The organism is Protofrankia sp. Cas3, assembly GCF_963555955.1.
Lineage (GTDB): Bacteria > Actinomycetota > Actinomycetes > Frankiales > Frankiaceae > Protofrankia.
The window spans coordinates 5,470-28,170 of record NZ_CAUVXP010000025.1 but is presented as its reverse complement, the minus strand read 5'-3'; the positions used below and the strand labels follow the sequence as shown (position 1 = coordinate 28,170).

The window sequence follows — 22,701 nt, the reverse complement described above, 5'->3', positions numbered from 1 at the left end:
GTGACCTGGGCTCTAGACCTCTAGACCAGGTCACAGGCGATCAACGAATCGGGGCCACAGCGACCCCACGGAGGACACACCATGACCAAGATCCCAACCGAAGCCGAGATCAGGGCGCGTGCCCGCCAGCTCCGCGACCAGGGCGCCGGCCCGCACGCCGCAGCACAACAGGCACGGCGTGAGGCGTGGGAGGCATCCACAGCTGCGGACGAAGAGAACGAGCTACCACCCACCCGCTAACCCGACCTGGAGGACCCATGACCAGCAAGAAGCCGATCAGCGTGAAGTGGTCACCCGACCTGGACGCCTACGCGTCCGGAGATCTACCCGCTCACCAGGTCCGGTGCGCGTTGTGCGAGAAGGCGCCGTGCGACTGCCCGCCGTTCGGGACGCCTGAGTACTTCGCGCTACTTGATCGGGTTCACGGCAGATAGCCACCGGGACGACTGCGATGATCCAGCGGGTATTTCTTTACCCGTTGGATCATCGCGTCAGGCGTCCCCGCGCCAACCTGGCCGGTGAGTGTCCAACCACGCCTCGACGTCGACGCGTAGCCAGAGGCGCTCTTTCTCGCCGGTGTACCAGGGTGCGGGGAAGTCGCGATCTCGGGTGATCGTGTGGGCTCGCGACCGGGCGACGCCAAGCAGTTCTCGTAACTCGCCGAAGCCGATGAGGTCATCCGGAGTCGCAGGCCGCTTCTCCGGCTCGTTGGTGCTGGCCACGGTTCCGGATGCTGGGTGCGGATCCGGAACCGTGGTCCGCGCTCTTTCTCCGGATCCGCATACGCGCTACCGTGCCCGGACGGTCGCGCGCCGTCCCGGATGCGCGGACCTGACACGCGCTACCAGGGGGCAGAGATGGGCGAGCACGGCAGCCGAGACGTCCGAGGCGCGCGTCTGCGCGTCAGCGCCACCGACGGGACGGCAGAGCTCCACGTCAGCGCCGGAGTCGGTCCGGACGAACTGATCCGGATCCTGGCCACCTACATCCCTAGCGCGGCACGGCTGGACTCGGTCGGTCAGGAAGTCGGCGGGAACCTCGCGTTCCGGTTCAGCATGGGCGGAGACGGGCAGGGCTGAGAGCGGGTGGGCTCACCCGCGGCGCTCCACTGCCCGACGGATCCGGGCCTGTTCCCGAAGCTCCGCCGCGACCCGTTCGCGCCTACGGTCGACGTCCGCCCGATGGCCCGCGCACAGGACATCGTCGGGTGGTGCATCCTCCACGCAATCGGGGTACTCACACGTCACACACCCGATCGTGCTACCCGGCGAGGTAGCCCGCGAGCTGGTAGGCGGCATGCCGGTCGAGGTTGTGCCGTGCCCGGTCGTACCGGCGGGTGGTCCGCGGGTCGGAGTGTCCGGCGGCGTCCTGGACGTCACGGAGGGACACGCCAGCATCCAAACTCAGCGTCACGAAGGAGTGGCGCAGTGAGTGCGGGGACAGCTTGCCTGCACTGGCGATGTCCGCATCCCGCGCAAGCCTGCGGACCAACCGGAACACGGCGGGCTCGTCCATCCGCCTACCCGTCCGGGTGGTGAACAGGGGTCCGTCGGCCCGTCCGTCCAGGTAGACATCGAGCACGGCGGCGACCGAGGGTGCCAGTGGGACGGTGGCCCGCTTCCCGCCTTTGCGCACGATCCGCAGCACCCGGTGTCCGCGCTCGACATCAAGGTCGTCGACGTCTGCGGCCAGGGCCTCACCGATCCGCAGGCCGTTCCCGGCGAGCAACCCGATCAGCGCGTGTGCACGCGGACTGTCGGTCGCGGCTGTGGCGAGTAGGGCGCGCACCTCGTCCCGATCGAGCCCGGTGGTCTGCGAATCGTCGCCAAGACGGGGGCGCTTGACGTGCGTCAGCGGCGACCGAGTGAGCACATCCTCGGCGACCAGGTAGGCGTAGAAGCTCCCGAGTGCGGACAGTCGGCGGGCGACGGTCGCGGGCGTCCGCCCGTCGATCTCTTCCAGCTCGCGGGCGTACGCGTCGACGTGGGCGCGACTCGCAGCGATCACGTCGACGTCGTGACCTTCGCACCAGGCCGCGAAGGCGCGGAGGTCACGGGCGTAGGCGGTCCGGGTGTGGGCCGACCGATGACCGAGTAGCCACCCGGTTGCATGGCGGGTCAGGGGGTCGGTGTCGTCGGCGATGACGAGGGTGGCTGGCGTCCGTACCGCGATCTCTGTCATGACTACAGGATAACAGTCATTATCCTGTAGTCTTACCGATCTTCCATCACGGTGCCGCGTGCCCCTGCCGCACACGTTTCATGATCGTGGCCTACGTTTCGTGGCCTACGTTTCATGATCGTGGCCACCTACATCCCGATCGATGCCCGGTTGATGTCTGTGTCGACGGTCGGGGATACCCTGACGTTCCTGTTCCGGCTGGGCAACCGAAACTGATCAACGCACAGAACGACGCCCGCGAAGAGGCTTCATTTCTTCGACTCACACCACCGGCAGGACTCGCATCCGGGCGCATCTCGGACACGAACACTCATCCCGACGGTGGTCCGGCGGCGGTGGTCCGGCGGTCGCAGCTGCAACCACCGCGCGTTGACCGTCGCTGCGCGCCATCTCCCGATCAGGACGGCGCTCGAACCGGGCGACCCGGGCGCACTCCGCGTCGCGAGACGCGACGTTCATCGCCAGGACGGCGCGAGCAACCTGTGACCCGACCGCGCCACCGGCCACCAACGTAAACACGTGTTCACGCGTCGACGCTTCAAGCGTCTCCAACGTCGCGATCACGCTTGCGTTCGACCCGGGGTCATGGCTTATTGATGCCGTCACCGATGCCGTCACGGTCGCGCGGTTCGCTCGCACTCGGGCGGTCCGGCGGGTCAGCGCATCTGCCGGCCGAGTGTCGCAACGCGCGGCCATCTCGACCACAGCATCGACATCCCTACGGTGATCGGTCTGGCGTTGAAACTCTGTAGCCCATGCGTCAGGGCATGTCCCGATTCCCTTTTTGCTATCCATCACAAACCCTCCTTGTAGGTAGATCATATTCGGCCTAGACGTAGATCGTTTCTAGCTGATCCTGCGGAATCCGTGGCGCGCAATCGACACACAACCGGAGTCCGGGGTCAAGAACGATCCTGCCCCCCATGCTCGCTCGGATCGAACGGTCAACGATCGTGATGACCGAGGTCAGGACCACGTCCACGGTGCGCAGCGCGGCGCCGACGTCGCGGCACAGCTCACACCGGCGGTACCTCTCCGACGCATGGAAGGCCGCGACATGGGCGCCGTGGCAATCCACGCATCGGACCATCGGATGCCGCGGGCACAGGCGCGGCGGAGGGATGCGCATCAAGCCGGCACCACCGGAAAGATCCGCGTCGATATCCGCACGGACGGCGTCGCTGATCAGATGCGTACAGGCGGGCACCTGGTCACGAGAAAGAACCTGGTGCATGCGGTCTGCCGCTCGCACCGCCCACGCCCCGGCGGCCAGAACGGTGTCCACGGTCACCGGTCCTCCCCGTCCGGCAGGGTCTCGGCAGGCCGCGGGCGACGCCAGAGCCCGGTGTCGCTCAGCTCGTAGCCGCGGGCACGGAGATCGTCGGGACCGAGACACCCACCCCCGATGCGATGGCAGTCGAACCCCGTGATCGATCCGAACGTGAGATGGCACGTCGGGCAGTGAGCCGCGCCGGACGGCGTCCACCGGGTGGTGCAGCCTGAGCAGGACGCCTGCACCGGCTCACGCCGGTGTCGCGTCTCAGAAATGACGGACGAACAGGCGTCCGGGGTACTCATACGCATACCCCGGGCGTTTCGACCGTCTGAGGCGCCTGAGGCGTCAGCCCGAGCATCGCCAGGACCACCGCTCGCTCGCACGGGTCCGCGATCAGCCGGTCGACGGTCGCAGCTGCGCGCCGGACGGCGTCCGCGCTGGGGTCCGATACGCGCTCGTACATCGAGCCGTAGTCGGTGATCTCGCCCATGGGGGTGGCCCCTTTCGATTGGTTTGTGATCACGCGGCGCGGCGCGTATCGAGCACGAACGCGGCGTCCTGGAGCACGTCGGCGAGGCGCCGCAGCGTTTCCGGCGGCAGGGCGCGGAGGCATCCGGGGCCTATGCCGATCGACCGGGAGACCGGGTCGGTCAGTTGTCGGCCGCACCGATGGCAGATGTGGATCATTGGGCGATGAACAGCGTTCACGGGTGGCCTTTCTCGATGGGTCACGTTCTGGATCTTGTCGGGCATGTGCTAGTTCCTCGCGGTCGATGGGGTAGTCAGGACAGCTGGAGAAGATCGTTCGCGCGGATGGACAGGCGGGGACACGGCGAGGTGGACACGAGGTGGACAAGTGGACATCTGTCCACCACCCCCCCTCGTGCGACGCGCAGGAAAGCAGTAACATGTCCTTTTTATACATATTTATATGCTTTACGAGAGTGCACTTTTTTGCGACAGGGGGGGTGGTGGACAGATGTCCACCTCGCCGTGTCCACCTCTGTCCACCTCGCCGTGTCCACCTCTGTGGGGGCGTGGTCATCCACCGGTCCACACGGTGATCGAGTCACCCTCGACAACGAGCAACCCGCGGGTCACTCCCAACGCGACTGCGTCCTTTACGAGCTTCCGTTCTCTGCTCGCCACCGCTTTGTTCAACGCTCCGAAGGTGATCCCACCGACTTTGGCCGCGTGCTTGCACGCGAGTGCTAGCACCCTCTCCAGGCGGACGTCAGCGCCCATGGTGGCCTCTCGGATGCGAAGCGCCTGAAGGACTCTGCCGGTTTCCTCCCGACTGCGTTCCGCCTCCGCCTCCTGTTCGGCCCGGCGCAGCAGGAAGTCACGGACGGCACAAGAGGATTGCCACAACATCTCGGTGAGCTCCCAGTCAGCCTCCGTGACCTCAGGATGATGGAAGAGAAGCGCAAACAGGCTTGCCGCCTTGACTTTCATCAGACCCGCGTGGGCGTCGAGTCGATCCACCCTGATTTCGTTGCGGACTCGCGCGACGCGGTCCTGCCACAGGAGCGTTTTGATGCGTTCGGGGAAGTCGATGTGGAGAGGCCCGGATGGGCGTCTGCGTCCAGGGTGGGCATCGATCTCACCAGGCCACGGCGGTGCGATATCCGGCATCGCCGGGTCGCTCTCCCATCCCCAAAAAAACCGTTGCGGTGTGCCTGTATTGCTGTCTGCCAGTAGCGGTCTGGCCGTACTCGGCTGGAACCCGATCAGTAGGCCGAAGCTGTAAGATCCGGCCGGGATGTACCGGGTGCGCTCTTCGGTGGCGTTGGTTTGACCAAGAGTCTCGCCAATTGCGGCCCGACGGATCGATTCTCCGAGGATGGCCCCGGAGCGTTCGCTGAGCTGCGTAAACGACTGACCTTCGTCGGCGTAGAAATATGCGTTGTGTCGGACCTGCTTGCGGACCTTCCGGGTGACCGGCTCACCCTTTTTCGGCCCTTTCGTATGGATCTCGTCGGTCTTCTCTTCCACGGTTCCCATATAAATTTCGGCGATTCCCTCGCCGCTGCCAAGCGGCATTCCGTCGCGGAAGTCTTCGTCGAGGCAGGGCATGAGATCTCGAACGAGCGCGGCGGCGATCGACTTTCCGGCACCGGATTCGCCAACTAGTGCGGCGAAAAAGTTGAGGGATGCGGGGCCTCCGATCCCCGTCACGGCGCGGATGTGATGCGACAGCATGCCGGACAGACGGGCGAGCATTCCGTACAGCACGAGGGTGGACGAACATCCGCGGGAGTGCGCAGCCTGGCGGATGTGCAGCAGGATGGGGTGCGATTCCCAGAATGCATCGGGCAGCACTCCTGGCATGTCGCGCGATGTGCTGCCCTCCGTCGCTGCCTCGACCACCTCGACTGCCACCGGTCCGGCCATGATTTCTCCGGTGGCGGTGTCGACGGTCCGGCCGTCGCCTACCGGGAAATGGTGCGGCGGGACCCGTCGAATAGCGCGGGTTTCCCGTGGCGTGCCGTATCCCAGGTCGGCCAGGGCCTTTGCCGCGTGTCCGTAGTCGCCACCGTGGTGAAGGAGCGTGTATGCGCCGAATTTGGTGTAGGGCGTCTCAGCCTGGAATTCGGTGCTCGTTGAAAAGACGTACAGTCGGTCGCCGGTCGGTGAATGCCCGGTTGTCGCCGACACCCCGCGATCCTTGCCGGGACGGCGCCAGTAGCGGGTGTCGCGGTGGTAGACGAGCGTCCAGCCGTGCGGTTCGAGGATTTCGGCCCAGTCGGCCCTAAGGTTGTAATCATCGCCCGGACGCAGGTCACCGTTGGGGAGCGGCAGGGGTTCGCGGGACGGCCGGACCGGCTCCGGTCGAGGCATTCGATCGGCCGTTCGGCAGATGTCCCGAACGGCGTCCATCAGCTTGGAATCAATGGTGGGAATGGCGGCCGGACTGCCAGCGATGCGAATGTACGGTTTTCCGCTGGCGTGGACGGTGCCGCCGGACGGCTCCACGATGCCGTACCCGCCTTCGCCGCGGGTTTCGACGAGGATCCGTTTGATCTGCGCGTGGGGATTGCCAGCGATGCGCTGACGCTCGTCGGGGGTGTACTCATCATCGCGGGCCGGTCGGGCGGCCAATTTGAGATTTGCCGGTACCGAGTCACCGTCAATGCGGACGCGGAAGTGGAGCCCACCGGATGGCGACCGGGTGACCCATCCGGTGGTGATGGCCTGCCAGACGTCGCCGAGCCCGGATGCGTGCATGACGTTGGTGACTTCGTCGAGGACACCTTCGGCGATGGCCCGTCCCTCAAACTCGATCATCTCAATATTGCCGGACACCTTGCCGTAGACGACGCCGATGCCGACGGGTCGGCCGGTACCGAACCACTGGTCGTGCTGGTCGGGTGTGGATCTGGTGGCGAGGAAGGGCGCCCAGGCGACATCGGGCCGCTTGGTGCCGTCCGCTGCCACGGGGATGAGGCACAGACCGGCGTCGTGGAGCTCACGGGCTGCGTCGCGGGTAGAGCTCCGCGCACGCTCATTGCTGCACTCGTCGACGGCCCGCGGGAGAAATCGAACGGTGCCGTCCACAACGGTCACGCGGCACCGCCGCGCCGGTCGTCGATCACCCGGACGTCAGCAGCGAAGTCCTCGACCATCTCGACCAGCTGAACCGTGTCCCGGAGCGGCACGGCCCACGCGACCCGGCGGCGGTCCCACTGCCGCCGGGGCATCTGCCTGATTGCCGCGATCAGCTCGGGGTCGCCTGCCGTCCAGCAGTAGGTCCCGTTGTCCGTGACCTGGATGGACGCTCTGATGGCGGTCGTGGCGGTCGGTACACCTTGCGTGTCAGGCGGTTTGCCCGTGTACGCAGACTCCGGCGGTGTGCAAAACTCGAGCACAGGTCCAGCTCCCTGTTTGGAGGGTGTGCGGATCGAGGGCCGGTCGGGTGTTGTCGCACCCGGTCGGCCCGTTTCTGTTGTTGACTCGCGGTCAGCTGTTATTTTGTTTGCGGGTGATGTTGCTGGTGGTGGGGCGCTCCGGTTGGTTTCGGGGCGCCCTTCGCCGTTCAAGAGGCATCACGCGGCGCGGCGGTGCCCTTCCCTGCCTTGCCCGCTCGTCTGCGCGACGCCGCGCGCGAGGATCGGAACGCCAGCTGAACCATGTACTGCCGATGCAGCAGCGTTCCGCGACGGGTGACCTCAGCGTCGGGGAGATCCGGGTGTTCGGCCCGAACCTTGCGCTCCCAGTGGGACAACTGAGACGGAGAGGCATTCCGCGCGGCTTGGGTGCGTTCGGCCGGGTCGTGATTGACGTGGCTGGCATAGGCCGCGAGACGCGCGCGAAGGGTGCGCTGTTCGGGTGTGAGGGTTGTTCGACGTGCCACGGACGCGTGTCCCTTCGGACGTACTTGACGACTCCGAGTAGCACCCGGAATTGGCGGTAGCACGCCCCCCACGAACGACCGACTGTTCGTACTCGATCGCTGCGCTTCGTCCTTTTTAGCACAACGCGCGCGACAGCGGAAATCATGGCTCGGACACCGGGCGCGCATAGCTCGCTCGGCGTGTCGAGCCTCTGACCTGCGCAAACGTCCCGTGAATCGCCCCGGGGCACATAGCTTCCTAACCAGCTAACGGGTTTTCCCCGGTTGGCTGGCCCGTCTACTCCGGGGTTGCTTTGTACGCGGATTCTCGCGCCCACTCGCAGCGTGTCCCTGAAAGTCCAGGCGCGTCCAGGGGAGTCCATATGAGTCCATGTGGACTTCCATGGACTCACAGTTTGTCTCCCAGCGAAAGGCGTTTGTGCGCCGCGTGGGCACGGTCGTCAGCTGTCGATGCGGCGTAGCGATCCACCATGGCGCGGGTTCGCCATCCGGCCAGGCGCATCAGGTCACCTTCGGTGCCACCCTCGGCAAGCCAGTTGTGCGCGAAGAAGTGCCTGAGCTTGTGCGGTGTGATGATGATGTTGACGGTGGCGGCCCGCCTCACGAGCATCTTGTACAGTGCCTGTCCGGTCACAGCGCCGTAGTCCCGATCGCCAAGCCACAGTGCATCGGTGATGCTGGCCTTGGGGTGCTGTCGGCGGGCACGGAGGTACCGATCGAGTGCCTGTGCAGTCCTGGCACCGAATGGGCACGCCCGCGCGCGACCACCTTTGCCCATGACGAGGGCGACTTGGTCGCGTAGATCGACGTCGTCGATCTTCAGTGCGGCGAGTTCGGCCCGTCGCATCCCGGTGTCCGCCCACAGCCTGATGACCGCGGTGTCTCGCCGCGAAGCCAGGTCGCGGCCGGAGCAGGTGCCGAGGATGGCGCGTAGGTCGTCCGCGGCCGGCACCGGCACCGGCTGTTCGGGCACGGGCGGGCGGGCGACCCGCGCCATCGGGTTGTCGTCCAGCTCCTCTTCAGCCACGCACCATTTGAAGAAGATGTTCGCGATGGTGTAGCGGGCGGCTGCTGTGCCTGCCGACCGGCTGGACGCGTGATCGGCGAGGAACTGTCGCATGTGGTTGGGGGTGATGTCGCCGAGGGCCAGGACCCCCGCCGCGGCAAGGTGTGTGTTGATCACCTGAATGCCGATCAGGTAGGTGCTGACGGTGCTAGGGGACTTGCCCGCGGCCCGTAGGGACAGCGTCCATGAGTCGATGAGGGGCGCGAGCGGTCCCATCTGATCTTCGGTCACGATCGCATGTTAACGCTACCCGGCGCTGTGTGCTCACGGGGCAAGCCCGGATGTTGCGCTCAAACCCGCTGGTGGCTATGGTGTGTCTCGTACAGCCACGATCGATCCCGGAACGCTTTTCAGGCCCGAAAGCGTACCGGCCGACAAACTCGCGCAGATCATGATTCGGGCGTGTAGATCATGATCTGGATGGCTCGCGGCCCGGGGAGTTCGTGCGGAGCGGCGGGTAGCGTCAGCAGATATGAGCGTGACCCCGCCGGCTGGGCGCCGGGAGCTGGAACCGTTGCCCTATGACGGTGTGGCGTCAGTGACTGTCGGTACGATTCTGTGGCTGATCGCCCTGATCGTGCTGCTGCCGTTCTGGAACAGCCTGCGGGCGGACGGCCACCTGTGGTGGATCGCGACCGCGGCCGTCGGCGCGGCGCTCGGCCTGCTGGGTATCGCGGTCACATCCCGCCGCCGCAACCGCCTGCGTCGCTAGCACGCCGTCGCCGGCGCCTCCGTGCCGGGCTCTGAACGTTGATGCGGGTCGTGACACACCGGCTCAGGAGTCGTCGAGGTCGGCTTCGGCCTGACGCTGATCGTCACCGGCCGGTTCGCGCAACGCCTCGGCGATGGCGTGCCGGCGGTCCCAGGTGCCGGCATGCCAGGCCAGGGCCCGCGCCAGCGCGTTCGTTCCGGCACTCGCGTCGACGTGGATCTCCCCCCCGATGCCACCGAGCACCCGCCACGCGACGGGCGTTGGTTCACCGTCGACGTCGGCCACAAGCAGACGCCCATGCGACAGATACGGCGTACCGTCCGGCGCCGTATCCGTCGGTGACGGCGGCGTTGAGACGACGTCACAGTCACCGAGGGACGAAAGCAGCGGTACGCCGAGTACGAGGGATGCCTCGGCCGCTCGGTCCAGCGGCATCCGCAGGGCACCGCGACCGGCCCCGAGCAGCGGCATCAGGTCCGGCGCGTCCACGATCACGGCATCGGATGTCCGCACCACGCCGTTCGGGGTGCGGACGGTCAGCGGAGGGTCGATGCTCCTCGCCGGATCGTGGTCGGGTACCTCCGCGCGGGGGAGCGCCGCGGCGGCGTCAACGGCCGCCATGTACAGCAGGCGCGCCGCCGGCCATGGCACGTCCCGATCGGCATCGCCGAGCCGGTCGAGCAGGTCGAGCACCGCATCCGGATCGCTCAGGACGTCGGCGAGGGTAAGCCTGCAACCGAGGAGGCGCAGCAGGCCGACATCCACCCCCGGCAGCGGGGCAGCCGGGGCGAACAGCCCGTCGAGCAGCGGGTCTGCGCCGGGCAGCGCCAGCTCGGTCGGGGGGAGCACGGTCGTTGATCCGGCGACCGGAAGCAGCGCGTGCCGGGACAGCCACCAACGCGTGTACGACACATCCGCATCGCGGGCATGGCCGCCGGACCCCGGCCGGCGCAATCGGTCGGAGTGCATGACGACATCGCGCAGCGGCGGCCGGGCCAGCTCCGCGAGCGCCCCAGGCCAGCGGGACGGGTCGACGAATTCGAGGTCGCGCACAGCCGAGAAGGTCGTCAGCGTGGGCGGTGCGCTCGGTTCGCCACCGGCCCTGGCCTGATCGGGTGCGGACTCGAGTCGGGCGGTCAACTCCTCCACCCAGGTGTCGCTGTCGTCCAGGTCGAGCAGGACCGGCTCATCCGGGTCGAGGCCCACGTCGGTGACATGCAGCACGGCGAAGGTCCGCAGTACCCCGACCGCTTCCAGCACGCCCACCGGCCATGCCCGCGCGAAGTCGTCGGCGAGGACGCTGAACGGTGCGTCGCTTGCGAGCACCCGGTCGAGGGGGCCAGCTTCGATCAACAGTTCGCCGGCGGGGCTGAAGTCGCCATCGGTGTCGGGAAGCAGCAGATCTGCGAGCCAGGGCAGTTCACCGGCGATATCGCCGGCGTCCCGCGCCAGCGCCAGGACAGCGTTGGCCAGCGCGCGTGCCGCGTCGGGATCCGCCTCGGGGTCGATGTCGGCGATGGCGTCGGCCACGGACCCGTCGCGCAGCACACTCGCGGGGGTTCCCTCGACCGCACCGAGGGTGCGCAGAACATCGCGGGCCGCGCCGGCGCAGGCGTCGGGATGCGCGACCCGCAGCGGTAGGCCTGAGCTGACCAACGCGAGGACGTCCAGATCGGTGGTGGGAAGCAGCAGACCACGCGGGCCGGTCACCATCCGGACCCCGAGCCGGGTGTCGTCCGGTCCGGGGCCGGTCCCAGCGTCCGGTGCCGGGTCCCGGTCCGGGGCAGATGCGGCCAGCGGAACGGGCAGGGCGCCGAGGGCGTCCCGGTCGGGCGCGGTCGCGAGTGCCGCATAGGCACGTGCCCACCACGACGGCGGTCTGCGGAGCTCGCTGAGAATCTCAACCACATCGGCGGTGTCGAGGCGGTCTACTCCCAGCACGTCGAGGGCCGGCCGCCAATGCCGTGCGGCGTAGGCCGCCGGCAGCAGGCCGTCCACGGCGCCATCCGCGTCGTCGCTCGGTTTGTCGGTGTCCGGTTTGTCGGTTCCCAGTTCGTCGGTGCCAAATTCGTCGTTCTCGGGCCGGTCGTCCAGAGGACCAGAGGGCGCGCGACGATCGTCAGACCGCGCGCCCGCAGGCCGCAGTCCCCGGAGCACTGCCGGGGCCGTGAGCAGCGCCGTGACCTGGTCGGTTGCCGGACCGAGGTCGCAGACCACACAGTCGGATCCGCGGTGCCCGCCGGGAAACATCGGTGCCTCCGGTAGCAGCCGCGCGAGGGCGTCCCGCAACCTGGCGTCGACCTCACCGGCCGGCAGTCCGGTCGGGACGAGCTCGAGCGCCGCCAGCGGCGAATGAGCCGGCGGATGGCCGGTACCCACGAGCGCCCGCAGGTCGAATGCGTCGCGCGCCTGCGCTGCCGGGGTGACGCCCGGATCCTGCCCCGCGGCGATCAGTGCGAACAGGTCCGGTCCGGCCGGCGCCACCGAGCTGGTGTCAGCGCCCGGCAGCGCGCTGACACCTGGCTCGGCATCCGGTCCCGGCGGGCTGCCGGCGCCGAGGTCGACAGCAAGGTCGACGATCGTCTCGGCGAGCCGGTCCACCAGCCAGTCTCGAAGCGGACCCGCGACAGTGTGCCGGCGGGACGGTTCCAACGGCAGACCCACACTGACCAGAACCGGCAACGACAGCGGCTCGTCGGTCGGCTGGGGCGCCCGGACAAGCGTGGGCACGCCGCTGGGCCAGCCGCCCTCGCAGACCATGGCCCGGGCCTCGTATCCGGTACGGGCACGTTCCTCAACCGGCCGGTCGATGAGCAGATCCGGCGGAATCACCCCGCGTCGCACCCTGCCAACCCAGCGTCGCCCATCCAGCAGCGCGACCTCCTGGCCATGCCCATTCAGGCCTCCGGGCGCGCCAGAAAGATCATTGTCGCGCGCCCTTTGGCCGGCGGGCCCCGCCGGGCCCGCCGGGGTGGGGTCCACCCAGACACAGGAAAGCGTCGTGCGAGCACCGTCGACCACGACGGTGATCTCGGACAGTCCGGGCATTACCAGCGGAAGCGTCGGGTCGAGACCGGCCAGCAGGGCGCGGGCCAGCGCCATCGCGCCCGCGTCACGCAGCGGTAGCCGGACGACGGTGTCGTAGCCCTCCGGCGGTGGTGGCGCGTCGGCCAGCGTTGAGGGCAGGCGCAGCACGGGGACGGCACCGTCGCGGCGGGTCAGTTCGGCGTCGAGGGCGGGCACACCGAGTGTGTTGATCGCGTCGATGGTCGCCTGTTTCGACCAGCCGACACCACCGCTGTGGTGGTCCCGCTCCTCCCACGGCCCCATCGGCCGTCGGGACACGATCGACGGAGTGTCGCTGACGGCTAGAACCGCGGCGAAACCGACCCCGAATCGGCCGAGAGCCGCGGTGTCGCGCTTTGCGGAGGCACGCAGAGTGGACAGTGATTCGACCCCGGCCGCGGACAGCCCCGCCCCGGTGTTGGCGATCTCCAGCATCCCGGCATGAGATTCTGTCGCCGTGTCGTCGCTGCTGGTCAGCGTCATCAGAACACGGCAGGGCACCGCCGCGGCGTGGGCCGCGTCCACGGCGTTCTGGAGCAGTTCAACGACGAGTCGGTCGCGGTACGCGCCGCGGGCGGCGTCCTCCTCGGCGTTCGCGTCCTCGCGGAACCGCGCGGGGGATGCGGCCCAGGCGTCGAGGACCCGGCGTTGGATCGCGGCCGTCCCGAAAGGGTCGTTCAGCTCGCCGACGGCGAGCTGATCATGTCGGTCGTCGCGGCGCGGGTGGTCCAGCGGGTCGGCCTGGGCGTCGCCGCTGTCAGCGTCCACGATCACGTTTCCGTACGGCTGCGCGTCCATCGCTTCATCCTCCTCTTCAATGCCGGGTAGATGGGAGAGCAGGTGCAGCTAGGGCCTGTCCGGTCGGCCCGTCTTCCGCCGGCCGATAATTCAGAACCGTGGTGTCCGCGGCTCGTCGTGATGATCGTAAGCTGGTGTCGGCGGTGGTCGGCCAGTGGGAGCGGATCGCCGAACGGGCGGCCGTACTCGCAGCGCAGGAGTGTGCGCGGCCGAGCAGGCTGCCCGGCTGGAGTGCCGCGGACCTTGTCCTCCACACCGCCGGGTCGGCGGCTGCGCTGGCCGCGGCGCTCGCGGGTCCGCCCCCGCCGGCCGCGAACGCACGTCCGGAACGTCTTCTGAGCGTGGAGTCCTACCTGGCGGCGCCGGCCGGGTTGGCGGGGCTCGGCCCGCGCGACGACGCACCCAACGGGACGGCCGCCGATACGCGGTGGGGAGCCGATACGCGGTGGGGAGCCGATACGCGGTGGGGAGCCGGTGAGCGCGGCCGGCTGCGGTCGCGGTTGGGTGACGGCATCGCCGCCGCCGTGGCCGGGCTCGCCGGCGTCGACCCGGCGCGTCCGGTCATGACCGCAGCCGGTGGGATGCGGCTGGGGGACCTTCTGGTCGCACTGGCGGTGGACGGTGTTGTCCACGGTCTTGACCTGGGGGTCGATCCGCATCGGGACGCGGTGCGGATCGTCGTGCGGACCTTCACCGGTCTACTCGTGGCGCGCGCTCCGGGGCGTTGCGTCGAGGTACGGGTGCCGCCGTTCGCGGCGGTGCAGGTCGTCGACGGTCCGCGGCACACCCGGGGCACACCGCCGAACGTGGTCGAAACCGATCCGGTCACCTTCGTCGATGTCGCCGTGGGCCGCCTGAGCTGGGTGGACGCGGTGGCGGACGGTCGCGTGCGGGCCAGCGGCTCCCGCGCCGACCTGCGTCCTTACCTTCCGTTGCTGTAAGGCGCATGCGCTTCGGGTGCTCGAGGGACTACCCGGACGGGACCTGTCCGTGGTGTCCCGCATGAGTTGGAGATCGACAGGTGTCGGGCGGGTTGGCGCTGCTAGCGTGGGCTGTGGACCAGTGTGAACGACGTCCCAAGGAGCTGTGTTGCCCGACGTCGGTGACTGTTCGATGTCCAACTCTGCCCGTCCGACGGCGCATGTCGAACCAGCGGATGTCTCCCGCAGCGACAGCCGGCTTCCGGCGGCGACCACTGAGCGCCGTGATGCCGGGGACTGGGCCCGTGAGTACGTCGATGATCCAGGTCCGCGGGATGCCTGCGGAGTGTTCGGGGTGTGGGCTCCGGATGAGGACGTTGCGAACCTAACCTACTACGGGCTGTACGCGTTGCAGCATCGGGGCCAGGAAGCGGCGGGTATCGCGGTCGCCGACGGCCGGACGGTCGTCGTCTTCAAGGAACTGGGGCTGGTCGCCCAGGTCTTCGACGATGTGACCCTGGCGAGCCTGACCGGGCACCTGGCCGTGGGCCATACCCGTTACTCGACCACCGGATCGTCGACCTGGGACAATGCCCAGCCGTCCTACCGGTCGTCGCACGGCGGTGGAGCGGTTGCACTGGGTCATAACGGCAACCTCACCAATACCGCGACCCTGGCCGCGGACCTCGCCGACACCGTCAGGGGCCCGATCCGGGCGACGACGGACTCCGACCTGATCACCGCGATGTTGGCCGCGCATCCCGGCCTGACGCTGGAAGAAGCGGCCATGGACGTGCTGCCCCGGCTGGCGGGCGCGTTCTCGCTGGTGTTCTGCGACACCTCGACCCTGTACGCCGCCCGGGACACCCACGGTGTGCATCCGCTCGTGCTGGGTCGGCTCGGCGGGGACGGCCCGGACACCGGTTGGGTCGTGGCGAGTGAGACCGCTGCCCTCGACATCGTCGGCGCCGGTTTCGTCCGCGAGGTCGAACCCGGTGAACTGATCGTCATTGACGCCGACGGGCCGCGCTCGCACCGGTTTGCGCCAGCGACACCGCACGGATGCCTGTTCGAGTACGTCTACCTCGCCCGTCCCGACACCACGATCGCGGGCCGTTCCGTGCACGCGACCCGGGTCGAGGTCGGGCGGACACTCGCCCACGAGGCGCCGGCGGACGCCGATCTCGTGATCGGGGTGCCGCAGTCGGGCGTGCCCGCAGCGGTCGGCTTTGCCGAGGCCAGCCACATCCCGTACGGCGACGGGCTGGTGAAGAACTCCTATGTGGGACGGACGTTCATCCAACCGTCGCAGACGATCCGCCAGCGTGGGATCCGGCTGAAGCTCAATCCGCTGCGTGATGTCATCGACGGCCGCCGCCTTGTCGTCGTCGACGACTCGATCGTGCGGGGTAACACCCAACGCGCCCTGGTGCGGATGCTGCGCGAGGCCGGCGCCACCGAGGTACATGTGCGGATCTCCTCGCCGCCGGTGCGCTGGCCGTGCTTCTACGGCATCGACTTCGCCACCCGCTCCGAACTGATCGCGCACAACGCCCACGTCGATGAGATCCGCGAGTCGCTGGGAGCCGACTCCTTGGCCTACGTGTCACTGGCCGGCCTGGTCGCGGCGTCCCGCCAGCCGGTGGCGCAGCTGTGCCGAGCCTGTTTCGACGGGGTGTACCCGGTGCCGTTGCCGCATGCCGACCACCTCGGCAAGTACCTGCTGGAAGACGCCGCGGACGGGGATGGTGCCGGCCACGACCCCGCGCTCGTGGGCGGCGCTGCCTTGGACGGCGCGGGCATGGACGGCGCGGGCATGGACGGCGCCAGCCCGGTGGCACGGCGACGGTGAGCGCGCCGCCGCCTGATCAGCCTGTGACGAACGTGTCCTACCGGGACGCGGGCGTGGATATCGACGCCGGTGACCGCGCCGTGGCGCTCATGCGCGCGCATGTCGCGCGGGCCACCCGCCCGGAGGTCGTCGGATCGCTCGGGGGCTTCGCCGGGCTGTTCGCGCTCGACGTCACCCGCTACCGGCGTCCCCTGCTCGCCTCGTCGACCGACGGTGTGGGCACGAAGATTGCTGTTGCGCGGGCCGTCGGCCGGCATGACACCATCGGTGTCGACCTGGTTGCGATGGTCGTGGACGACCTGGTGGTCTGCGGCGCCGAACCGCTTTTCCTGCTCGACTACATCGCCTGCGGAGTCGTTGTTCCCGAGCGTATCGCCACAATCGTCGCGGGGATCGCGCTCGGCTGCCAACAGGCCGGCGCCGCCCTTGTCGGCGGTGAGACCGCTGAGCATCCCGGGCTCATGGGCCCCGACGACTACGATCTCGCGGCCACCGGTGTCGGTGTGGTGGAGACGGACGCGCTCCTTGGCCCGCAGCGGGTGCGACCGGGGGACGTGGTGGTGGCGATGGCCTCCTCCGGTCTGCATTCCAACGGCTACTCCCTGGTGCGTCATGTGCTGCTCGGCCCGGTCGACCCCGACGGCCCGGGCGGGGTCTCGCCCACGGGTCTCGCCGCCCTGGCCCGTCATGAGGACAGCCTGGGGACCACTCTCGGTGATGCCCTGCTCGTCCCTACCCGGATCTACGCCCGTGACTGCCTGGCGCTGGCCGCGGCCGTGGACGTCCACGCGTTCGCGCACATCACCGGTGGTGGGCTCGCGGCCAATCTGGCCCGGGTGATCCCCGCCGAATTGACCGCCCGGCTGGACCGGTCCACGTGGACCCCGCCACCCGTGTTCAGCCTGCTCGCCGAGCGTGGTGGTGTTCCAGCGGTAGAAATGGAACGGACGTTCAACCTCGGGGTGGGGATGGTCGCGGTGCTGCCTGCGCAGGACGCCTGCGCCGCCCTCGACCTGCTCGCCGCGCGCGGGATACCAGCGTGGATCATCGGCGAGGTCGTCCGTAGCGATGCCGACGGCCCCGCGAACAGCCCGGCTGACGGCGTCGGCGATGCGGATGATGATCGTGATCGCGTTGGTCAGCCGGCGGAGATGGTCGGCGAACATCCACGTTAGAGCGACCGTCCGCGACCGAGACGTGGGTCGACCATGCCAGCACGTCGTGGCCTGATGGCCTGAGGCATGTGGCGGTTCTCGCCCATGGATGCGGCACCGGATCCCGCGAACGCCGGCACAGGACGCCCGCGCAGCCACCGCTGCGGCCTGCGTGGGCCTAGCCGCATGGGCTCCTTGGGCCGCCGCCAACGCGATAAAGATCACCATCGCGTTGCCCTCGGTCACATGGGAGCCCGGGATCCGGAGACCCGCAACCATGCTTGTGTCACTTACCGCCGACCGGTGTCCTCGTCCTCGTCGGCGTAGTCGTACTCGTTGGAATCATCCGACGAGTGCTGATCGTCCGCGGTGTCTTCTCGCGCGCTACCGGCACCCAGATCGGCTTTTAGGCGATCAAGGTCCATGTTGGGCGAGTTGTACTTGAGCTCGCGGGCGACTTTCGTCTGCTTGGCCTTTGCTCGGCCGCGCCCCATGGCTCGACCCCCTCGAACATGACGACGGGGACCCGCCCCGGTGCTCTCATTATCTCGTGCCTCCCGAGACTACAGGGATCGCGGGCTCATGGGCACGCCAACCCGACAGTTGTCGGGCCGCACGACGATTGCGATGAACGACGTGTGACGTGGATCACTGATCGACATCCCAAGCTGGTTGCTTAGAGTCATGGGATGAGGATCCTACGCAGTTGTCCGATCCCGGTCATCCGGCGCTCCGCGAGCTGGGTGGCGGCCACGGTGGAGGTCACCCCGGCCTGCTCGGCATGGCCGAGAACGTCCAGCGTTGACGCGAAGATACGGCTGACCCCGGCCTGCGCCCGCTCGTGCGAGTAGCCCTCGACCTCGTCGGCCACCTGGATCAGACCGCCGGCGTTGACCACGAAGTCGGGTGCGTAGAGGACGCCCGCGGCGGCCAACCGTTCGTCCACGCCGGCATCGGCGAGCTGGTTGTTAGCTCCGCCACAGACGACCCGTGCGTGCAGGGCGCTCGCCACCTCCGCGGTGAGCGCTCCGCCCAGCGCGCACGGCGAGTACACGTCGACGTCGGCGGTGATCAGCGCGTCGGGATCGGTCCGCAGCTCGGCGTCGGGATACTGCGCGTGGACCCGATCGAGCGCGGCCTGGTCGACGTCCGCGGCGACCACGGCGGCGCCGTCGGCGAGCAGCCGACCGACCAGACGCCGGCCGACCTTCCCGAGTCCGGCCACGGCAACCCGGCGACCGACAAGCGACGGCGTGCCCCACAGGTACTCGGCGCAGGCACGCATGCCCTCGAACACGCCGTAGGCGGTCAGGACGCCGGAATCGCCGGAGCCACCCTGCGCAGGCGACCGTCCGGTGACCCATCGGGACTCGTGGGCGACCACGTCCATGTCCTCGACGTAGGTTCCGACGTCACAAGCGGTGATGTAACGGCCCCCGAGCGAGGCGACAAAGCGTCCGTATGCGCGCAGCAGCAGCTCGGACTTGTCCCGGCTCGGATCACCGATGATCACAGCTTTGCCGCCGCCGAAGTCGAGGCCGGCGCAGGCGGCCTTGTAAGCCATTGCCCTGGACAGCGCCAGGGCGTCGAGCAGCGCCGCGTCCTCGTCGACGTAGGGGTGGAACCTGGTCCCGCCGAGGGCCGGGCCGAGTGCCGTGGAGTAGATCGCGATGATCGCACGCAGTCCACTGGCGGCGTCCACACAGAACACCACCTGTTCGTGCTGCGCACCGACGGTGAAGACGGACGGCACCGTGAGGGCTCCCTTCGCCGGGTACGTGGTCTGGCCGGAACGTGGTCTGGCCGGTACGTGGTCTGCCGGGAACGCGGGCGGAAGCATGGGTCAGACACTGTTTCGACGGGCGCGACCGGTGCCCGCAACCTATCCAGTCGCGGTACCGGTACGAGTGAAGATCGACAATGCGGGCCGCTCCCATGCCGCTCCCGTGCCGCTCAGATGCCGCTGACGGGCCCGCGACAACCCACTGAGGCTGCGGGCATGCCAGGATCTGTCTGTGGCTCCTGTGGTCAGTCCAGCGGCCTATCTGCGGGTGTACGAGCCGCTGGCGGCGTTCCCGCAGGCCGATCGGCTTCGTTGGGAGCGGTATGCCGCCAAGGGCCGTGTTCCGAGCCGCCGTGCCGGCGCCCGCCAGGAGCGGGTCGTGGCCCTCGTCGCAACCATCCGGCCGTCGCTGGACGTCGCCGACGAGTCGGCCTTCATCCAGGTGGCGGACGGGCTGATGTTCGTCTGCCCCTGGTACACCCAGCTGCGGGTGTGGCAGGCGGCGATGGAGTTTCGCGGTGGGTTGCCGGATCGGGTGGCGGAGGCGTTCATCCCGCGACGGCTCGCGGACCCGGCCGAGACCGAGCTCGACCGTTGGCGGACCCGCCGCCCGGATCTCAAGGTCTACGTCCAGACCTGCACCTGGATGGTGCCGCCACCGTGGTTCGTCCTGTTCGATCCCTCGGAGCGCCTGTTGGTCACCGGTGACAGCGCCGACCGGTCGCTGTCCTACCGGACGTCGCTGAGCCTTGCCCAGCGGCGGGTCGGACAGGCGCTGGAGGCATTGGAGATGCTGCGTCGCGTCGCTCCGGACTCACCGGGCGTCGACGGTCTGGCCGAGATCAGACAGTGGCTGGCGGACTTCCACCCACACAGCCGGATCGAACTCGACTACGGCGGACTCGTGGATCTGCTCGATGACGACGCTCTGCGTGACGACACGTCGGTCGAAGACCTTGATGAGGCCCTCAGCGCATTACGCCTAGGGCGAACAGATGTGGCGGTCGTGGCCTATGAACGGGTCCTGAACCGGTGGAGACCGGTTCAGGCACGGGAGTCGGCAAGCTGATGGTTTGCAACCACTAACTGAGCGTGGTTGCTCGCTTCGGACGTCGTGTGACTAGTCAGCAGATGGTCCTGACGTGCCATGTCCGAAATGCCCCCGAAGGATGCACGATCTGTATGGGACGGAGCAACGCTCTGTGACGGGAGGCCAACACAATGACGACGAGAACACCGGACGCTGAGCCGCTGCTGACGCCCGCCGAAGTGGCAACCATGTTCCGAGTTGACCCGAAGACCGTGACCAGGTGGGCCAAGGCGGGCAAGCTCACTTCGATACGCACCCTTGGCGGCCACCGCCGCTATCGGGAGGCGGAGGTCCGCGCGCTCCTCAAGGGGGTCCCATCCGTGGGAAGCGAGGTATAGCTCCACGCCGGTGCGATCGGATGCATCGGATTCTCCTTGCCCTGCCGTTTTGGTCGATAAGTTCTGGAATTCACGAGTTGTTGGTTGTTCGGGGATCTCCGGCTACTTGAGATGTGATCAGGCTAGGACCGAGGGGGATGTCGGTACGGCGGTTGTCTCAAGTGTGGGCAACAGTTGTTCTTCCGATGTGTCAAGGCCGCTGACGGTGGGGGCGCCCTGGTACGTCCAGGCGTCTTTAGGATCTTCGACTGGAAGGCGAGGCGGTCTGCCAGTCGAAGATCTCCACCACCGCAGGGCTGCAGAACGTGCTCTCTTGTCCCTGGGATGATCAGCGTTTCCACGCTGCTCGCGCCGTGACACGACCCCGTCGGTAGGTCCGGGAGGTTCCCCGAAACCGGGATGGCGCCTTCCGGACCGTTGTCGTTCCGGGACGAGATCCGCGCCGGCTCGTGCGGGCCGGCGCTCCTTGATCCACGCCCCTGTTGCCGGGCGCTCTAACAGCCGGTTGGACCCATCGGGGGCGTGCGATCATGAATCTGGTCGCACGCCCCCGACTCCGAAATTCTTCAGGCGTGGTCGCGGATTTCTGTTCTGCCTGCCGCCCGGGCGCAGTGGGCACAGCAGAAGAACTGTCCGTTGGTCTGGGCACCATGCCCGGAGATCTTCACTCCGCAGTGGTCACAGATCGGTGCCATCGAATGGATCGCGCATTCGAAACTGTCGAACGTGTGTACTGAGCCCTGGGCGTGAACCTCGAAGCTCATGTCGTAGTCATTGCCGCAAACCTCGCAGTGGCCCATGGTGGCCTCCCGTTGTCGTCGTCGTCTCGACGCCTTCATCCCCGCTGGTGCGTGGGTCCATAGGGAGACTGCTGTACTCGGGGTCGGATCTGCGGCCAGGACGCGCCGGCACCGTCGTGCTCCGGCCCGGCCTGCGTGTCAGCCACCTGTGCCTCGGCAACAAAAAGCACGAAGGCTGCCACGAGGTCGGTTCCATCCGAGATCTATAGATCTTGATGATTGCGAGATCGTTTTCGCAGGCCGCGAGTGGGGAAGCCGGATGCCCGACCGGGGCGGTCACCGCATCGATGTGGGAACGGTTCGCAACGACCGACCCCGATCTCGACTTCACCCGCATTTTTCCGTTCGTCGAACATTCGTGATATCAAGCGTTTTGTCTCATAGCCAGAGAAGATGTTCATCGAGAAGGAGGTCGGGCAAGTGCCCAAGGGGATTCTCTACGTCGAATCACGACCGAGTTCGCCGGAGCAGGCGGCCGGGTACCACAAGTGGTACAACGAGAGCCATCTGCAGGAGATTTTGGCGATCGACGGGTTCGTGTCGGCCCGCAGGTTCGAGTCACTCGGCGAGGACGGTCCGTTCATCGCGATCTACGAGATCGATGCCGACGATATCGAGGCTGTGCAGGCGACGCTCGGCGCAGCCATCACGGCCGGCACGATGTCGACCCCGGTCGGGCTTCAGCTCGACCCGCCCCCCGTGTTCCGGTTCTGCCGGGAGATCACTGCACCCGAGTCCTGATCCGGTCGTTTCCGAGCCGACGAACCTGGTGCCGGAGCCGACCGAACCGCGGCAGCGGGCTCCGGCACCAGATCGTCCCCGGCTGTAAGAGCGCCCGGCAATCACGCGCGATGAGCTGCCCGGCGATGACGTTGCGCTGAATCTCGTTGGCGCCCTCGCCGACGATCATCAGCGGTGCGTCCCGGAAGTAGCGCTCGACGTCGAACTCCGTCGAGTAGCCGTAGCCGCCGTGAACCCGGATCGCGGCTAGCGCGATCTCCATCAATGTGGGCGTGTGTTCACGCCGCTCTAACTGTCATAGTTTATATAGATTCAGGGGATGAGGTGGCTGCCGGCTGACCACAGAACGACCGATCGGTGACCCGTTGCGCTCAATATCGGTCGGTCGGGCGCCCCGGCCGATGGGCCCCGCCGGCGCGACTTTCGCCCCGGTGGCGCCGGTCAGGCCCGGTGGAGCTGCTCCCCCGGCCGGGTGACGACGATCTCCGGGACGACCGCGTGCGCGGACAGCCGAGTGACCGACATGACGAGTTCGGCGATGTCCGCCGTTGCGATCATGGAAGTGGGGTC

The 22,701-nt window shown here is 67.9% G+C and carries 23 protein-coding genes and 1 pseudogene; 10 read left to right on the top strand and 14 right to left on the bottom strand.

Annotated features, from left to right (window positions below; genetic code table 11):
* The first annotated feature begins 81 nt into the window (after nucleotides 1-81).
* Together U9983_RS07390 and U9983_RS07385 are read left to right on the top strand one after the other, a co-directional pair.
* The gene (locus U9983_RS07390; RefSeq protein ID WP_322753304.1) at nucleotides 82-240 is read left to right on the top strand and encodes a hypothetical protein; all 159 of its coding nucleotides are present in this window, start codon (nucleotides 82-84) and stop codon (nucleotides 238-240) included.
* A gap of 17 nt (nucleotides 241-257) precedes the next feature.
* Complete coding sequence (locus U9983_RS07385; protein WP_322753303.1) at nucleotides 258-434, top strand: hypothetical protein; 177 nt, start codon at nucleotides 258-260, stop codon at nucleotides 432-434.
* A 57-nt stretch (nucleotides 435-491) separates the two neighbouring features.
* On the opposite strand, the gene U9983_RS07380 is transcribed toward U9983_RS07385, so the two are convergent.
* Nucleotides 492-722, bottom strand: coding sequence for a hypothetical protein (locus U9983_RS07380; RefSeq protein WP_322753302.1), 231 nt, complete (start codon nucleotides 720-722; stop codon nucleotides 492-494).
* 135 nt (nucleotides 723-857) lie between these two features.
* On the opposite strand from U9983_RS07380, the gene U9983_RS07375 reads away from it, so the two are divergent.
* Nucleotides 858-1,079 carry a hypothetical protein gene (locus U9983_RS07375; RefSeq protein ID WP_322753301.1) on the top strand — a complete coding sequence of 74 codons (222 nt, stop codon included), beginning with the start codon at nucleotides 858-860 and terminating at the stop codon, nucleotides 1,077-1,079.
* Between the two features lie 181 nt (nucleotides 1,080-1,260).
* Here U9983_RS07375 and U9983_RS07370 read toward each other — a convergent pair whose 3' ends face one another.
* The 8 genes from U9983_RS07370 to U9983_RS07335 all read right to left on the bottom strand — a co-directional run bounded on the left by U9983_RS07370 (nucleotide 1,261) and on the right by U9983_RS07335 (nucleotide 9,108).
* Nucleotides 1,261-2,181 (bottom strand): tyrosine-type recombinase/integrase, encoded by a 921-nt coding sequence (locus tag U9983_RS07370; RefSeq protein WP_322753300.1) that lies wholly within the window; start codon nucleotides 2,179-2,181, stop codon nucleotides 1,261-1,263.
* 829 nt (nucleotides 2,182-3,010) lie between these two features.
* On the bottom strand, nucleotides 3,011-3,472 hold the full coding sequence (locus tag U9983_RS07365) for a hypothetical protein (protein ID WP_322753299.1): 462 nt from the start codon (nucleotides 3,470-3,472) through the stop codon (nucleotides 3,011-3,013).
* Between the two features lie 283 nt (nucleotides 3,473-3,755).
* A complete protein-coding gene (locus U9983_RS07360) occupies nucleotides 3,756-3,947 on the bottom strand; it encodes a hypothetical protein (RefSeq protein ID WP_322753298.1) in 192 nt (63 codons plus the stop codon).
* Nucleotides 3,948-3,976: 29 nt separating this feature from the next.
* Nucleotides 3,977-4,210, bottom strand: a complete 234-nt coding sequence (locus U9983_RS07355) for a DUF6011 domain-containing protein (RefSeq protein WP_322753297.1) — start codon at nucleotides 4,208-4,210, stop codon at nucleotides 3,977-3,979.
* Nucleotides 4,211-4,498: 288 nt separating this feature from the next.
* A complete protein-coding gene (locus U9983_RS07350; protein ID WP_322753296.1) occupies nucleotides 4,499-7,024 on the bottom strand; it encodes a bifunctional DNA primase/polymerase in 2,526 nt (841 codons plus the stop codon).
* Entirely contained in the window at nucleotides 7,021-7,326 is a 306-nt protein-coding gene (locus U9983_RS07345; RefSeq protein WP_322753295.1) for a hypothetical protein, read from the bottom strand. The genes U9983_RS07350 and U9983_RS07345 overlap by 4 nt, the downstream gene beginning before the upstream one ends.
* Before the next feature lie 167 nt (nucleotides 7,327-7,493).
* Nucleotides 7,494-7,811 carry a hypothetical protein gene (locus U9983_RS07340; protein ID WP_322753294.1) on the bottom strand — a complete coding sequence of 106 codons (318 nt, stop codon included), beginning with the start codon at nucleotides 7,809-7,811 and terminating at the stop codon, nucleotides 7,494-7,496.
* A 388-nt stretch (nucleotides 7,812-8,199) separates the two neighbouring features.
* A complete protein-coding gene (locus tag U9983_RS07335) occupies nucleotides 8,200-9,108 on the bottom strand; it encodes a tyrosine-type recombinase/integrase (RefSeq protein WP_322753293.1) in 909 nt (302 codons plus the stop codon).
* A 241-nt stretch (nucleotides 9,109-9,349) separates the two neighbouring features.
* On the opposite strand from U9983_RS07335, the gene U9983_RS07330 reads away from it, so the two are divergent.
* Nucleotides 9,350-9,589: a DUF2530 domain-containing protein gene (locus tag U9983_RS07330; protein ID WP_322753292.1), complete on the top strand. Its 240-nt coding sequence runs from the start codon at nucleotides 9,350-9,352 to the stop codon at nucleotides 9,587-9,589.
* Between the two features lie 63 nt (nucleotides 9,590-9,652).
* On the opposite strand, the gene U9983_RS07325 is transcribed toward U9983_RS07330, so the two are convergent.
* Nucleotides 9,653-13,453: a sacsin N-terminal ATP-binding-like domain-containing protein gene (locus tag U9983_RS07325; RefSeq protein ID WP_322753291.1), complete on the bottom strand. Its 3,801-nt coding sequence runs from the start codon at nucleotides 13,451-13,453 to the stop codon at nucleotides 9,653-9,655.
* A gap of 134 nt (nucleotides 13,454-13,587) precedes the next feature.
* Here U9983_RS07325 and U9983_RS07320 point away from each other — a divergent pair, with 134 nt between their 5' ends.
* The 3 genes from U9983_RS07320 (at nucleotide 13,588) to purM (ending at nucleotide 17,400) form a co-directional block, all read left to right on the top strand.
* Nucleotides 13,588-14,394 (top strand): sterol carrier family protein, encoded by an 807-nt coding sequence (locus U9983_RS07320; RefSeq protein ID WP_322753290.1) that lies wholly within the window; start codon nucleotides 13,588-13,590, stop codon nucleotides 14,392-14,394.
* Between the two features lie 172 nt (nucleotides 14,395-14,566).
* Entirely contained in the window at nucleotides 14,567-16,225 is a 1,659-nt protein-coding gene (gene purF, locus U9983_RS07315) for an amidophosphoribosyltransferase (RefSeq protein WP_322753289.1), read from the top strand.
* Nucleotides 16,226-16,248: 23 nt separating this feature from the next.
* Nucleotides 16,249-17,400, top strand: coding sequence for a phosphoribosylformylglycinamidine cyclo-ligase (gene purM, locus U9983_RS07310; RefSeq protein ID WP_322753288.1), 1,152 nt, complete (start codon nucleotides 16,249-16,251; stop codon nucleotides 17,398-17,400).
* A gap of 269 nt (nucleotides 17,401-17,669) precedes the next feature.
* On the opposite strand, the gene U9983_RS07305 is transcribed toward purM, so the two are convergent.
* Nucleotides 17,670-17,873, bottom strand: a complete 204-nt coding sequence (locus U9983_RS07305; RefSeq protein ID WP_322753287.1) for a DUF3073 domain-containing protein — start codon at nucleotides 17,871-17,873, stop codon at nucleotides 17,670-17,672.
* A gap of 188 nt (nucleotides 17,874-18,061) precedes the next feature.
* A complete protein-coding gene (locus tag U9983_RS07300; protein ID WP_322753325.1) occupies nucleotides 18,062-19,132 on the bottom strand; it encodes a Glu/Leu/Phe/Val family dehydrogenase in 1,071 nt (356 codons plus the stop codon).
* Between the two features lie 262 nt (nucleotides 19,133-19,394).
* Between U9983_RS07300 and U9983_RS07295 the strand changes: the two genes are divergently transcribed.
* Together U9983_RS07295 and bldC are read left to right on the top strand one after the other, a co-directional pair.
* Nucleotides 19,395-20,231, top strand: coding sequence for a hypothetical protein (locus tag U9983_RS07295; RefSeq protein WP_322750296.1), 837 nt, complete (start codon nucleotides 19,395-19,397; stop codon nucleotides 20,229-20,231).
* A 152-nt stretch (nucleotides 20,232-20,383) separates the two neighbouring features.
* A complete protein-coding gene (bldC, locus tag U9983_RS07290) occupies nucleotides 20,384-20,590 on the top strand; it encodes a developmental transcriptional regulator BldC (RefSeq protein ID WP_322750297.1) in 207 nt (68 codons plus the stop codon).
* A 566-nt stretch (nucleotides 20,591-21,156) separates the two neighbouring features.
* Here the strand turns inward: bldC and U9983_RS07285 are convergent.
* Nucleotides 21,157-21,390, bottom strand: a complete 234-nt coding sequence (locus tag U9983_RS07285; protein ID WP_416210667.1) for a hypothetical protein — start codon at nucleotides 21,388-21,390, stop codon at nucleotides 21,157-21,159.
* A 393-nt stretch (nucleotides 21,391-21,783) separates the two neighbouring features.
* Here U9983_RS07285 and U9983_RS07280 point away from each other — a divergent pair, with 393 nt between their 5' ends.
* On the top strand, nucleotides 21,784-22,131 hold the full coding sequence (locus U9983_RS07280; RefSeq protein WP_322753286.1) for a DUF4286 family protein: 348 nt from the start codon (nucleotides 21,784-21,786) through the stop codon (nucleotides 22,129-22,131).
* A gap of 103 nt (nucleotides 22,132-22,234) precedes the next feature.
* On the opposite strand, the pseudogene U9983_RS07275 reads toward U9983_RS07280, so the two are convergent.
* Nucleotides 22,235-22,399: pseudogene (locus tag U9983_RS07275) on the bottom strand (acyl-CoA dehydrogenase family protein); the annotation flags it as partial.
* Nucleotides 22,400-22,701 lie beyond the last annotated feature (302 nt).

What these genes read in the sequence shown, in the direction of transcription:
- U9983_RS07305 (WP_322753287.1), bottom strand. Translation starts at nt 17,873, where the DNA reads ATGGGGCGCGGCCGAGCAAAGGCCAAGCAGACGAAAGTCGCCCGCGAG.
- U9983_RS07325 (WP_322753291.1), bottom strand. Translation starts at nt 13,453, where the DNA reads ATGGACGCGCAGCCGTACGGAAACGTGATCGTGGACGCTGACAGCGGC.
- U9983_RS07385 (WP_322753303.1), top strand. Translation starts at nt 258, where the DNA reads ATGACCAGCAAGAAGCCGATCAGCGTGAAGTGGTCACCCGACCTGGAC.
- U9983_RS07370 (WP_322753300.1), bottom strand. Translation starts at nt 2,181, where the DNA reads ATGACAGAGATCGCGGTACGGACGCCAGCCACCCTCGTCATCGCCGAC.
- U9983_RS07280 (WP_322753286.1), top strand. Translation starts at nt 21,784, where the DNA reads ATGTTCATCGAGAAGGAGGTCGGGCAAGTGCCCAAGGGGATTCTCTAC.
- bldC (WP_322750297.1), top strand. Translation starts at nt 20,384, where the DNA reads ATGACGACGAGAACACCGGACGCTGAGCCGCTGCTGACGCCCGCCGAA.
- U9983_RS07375 (WP_322753301.1), top strand. Translation starts at nt 858, where the DNA reads ATGGGCGAGCACGGCAGCCGAGACGTCCGAGGCGCGCGTCTGCGCGTC.
- purF (WP_322753289.1), top strand. Translation starts at nt 14,567, where the DNA reads ATGTCCAACTCTGCCCGTCCGACGGCGCATGTCGAACCAGCGGATGTC.
- U9983_RS07355 (WP_322753297.1), bottom strand. Translation starts at nt 4,210, where the DNA reads ATGCCCGACAAGATCCAGAACGTGACCCATCGAGAAAGGCCACCCGTG.
- U9983_RS07285 (WP_416210667.1), bottom strand. Translation starts at nt 21,390, where the DNA reads ATGGGCCACTGCGAGGTTTGCGGCAATGACTACGACATGAGCTTCGAG.
- U9983_RS07330 (WP_322753292.1), top strand. Translation starts at nt 9,350, where the DNA reads ATGAGCGTGACCCCGCCGGCTGGGCGCCGGGAGCTGGAACCGTTGCCC.
- U9983_RS07360 (WP_322753298.1), bottom strand. Translation starts at nt 3,947, where the DNA reads ATGGGCGAGATCACCGACTACGGCTCGATGTACGAGCGCGTATCGGAC.
- U9983_RS07390 (WP_322753304.1), top strand. Translation starts at nt 82, where the DNA reads ATGACCAAGATCCCAACCGAAGCCGAGATCAGGGCGCGTGCCCGCCAG.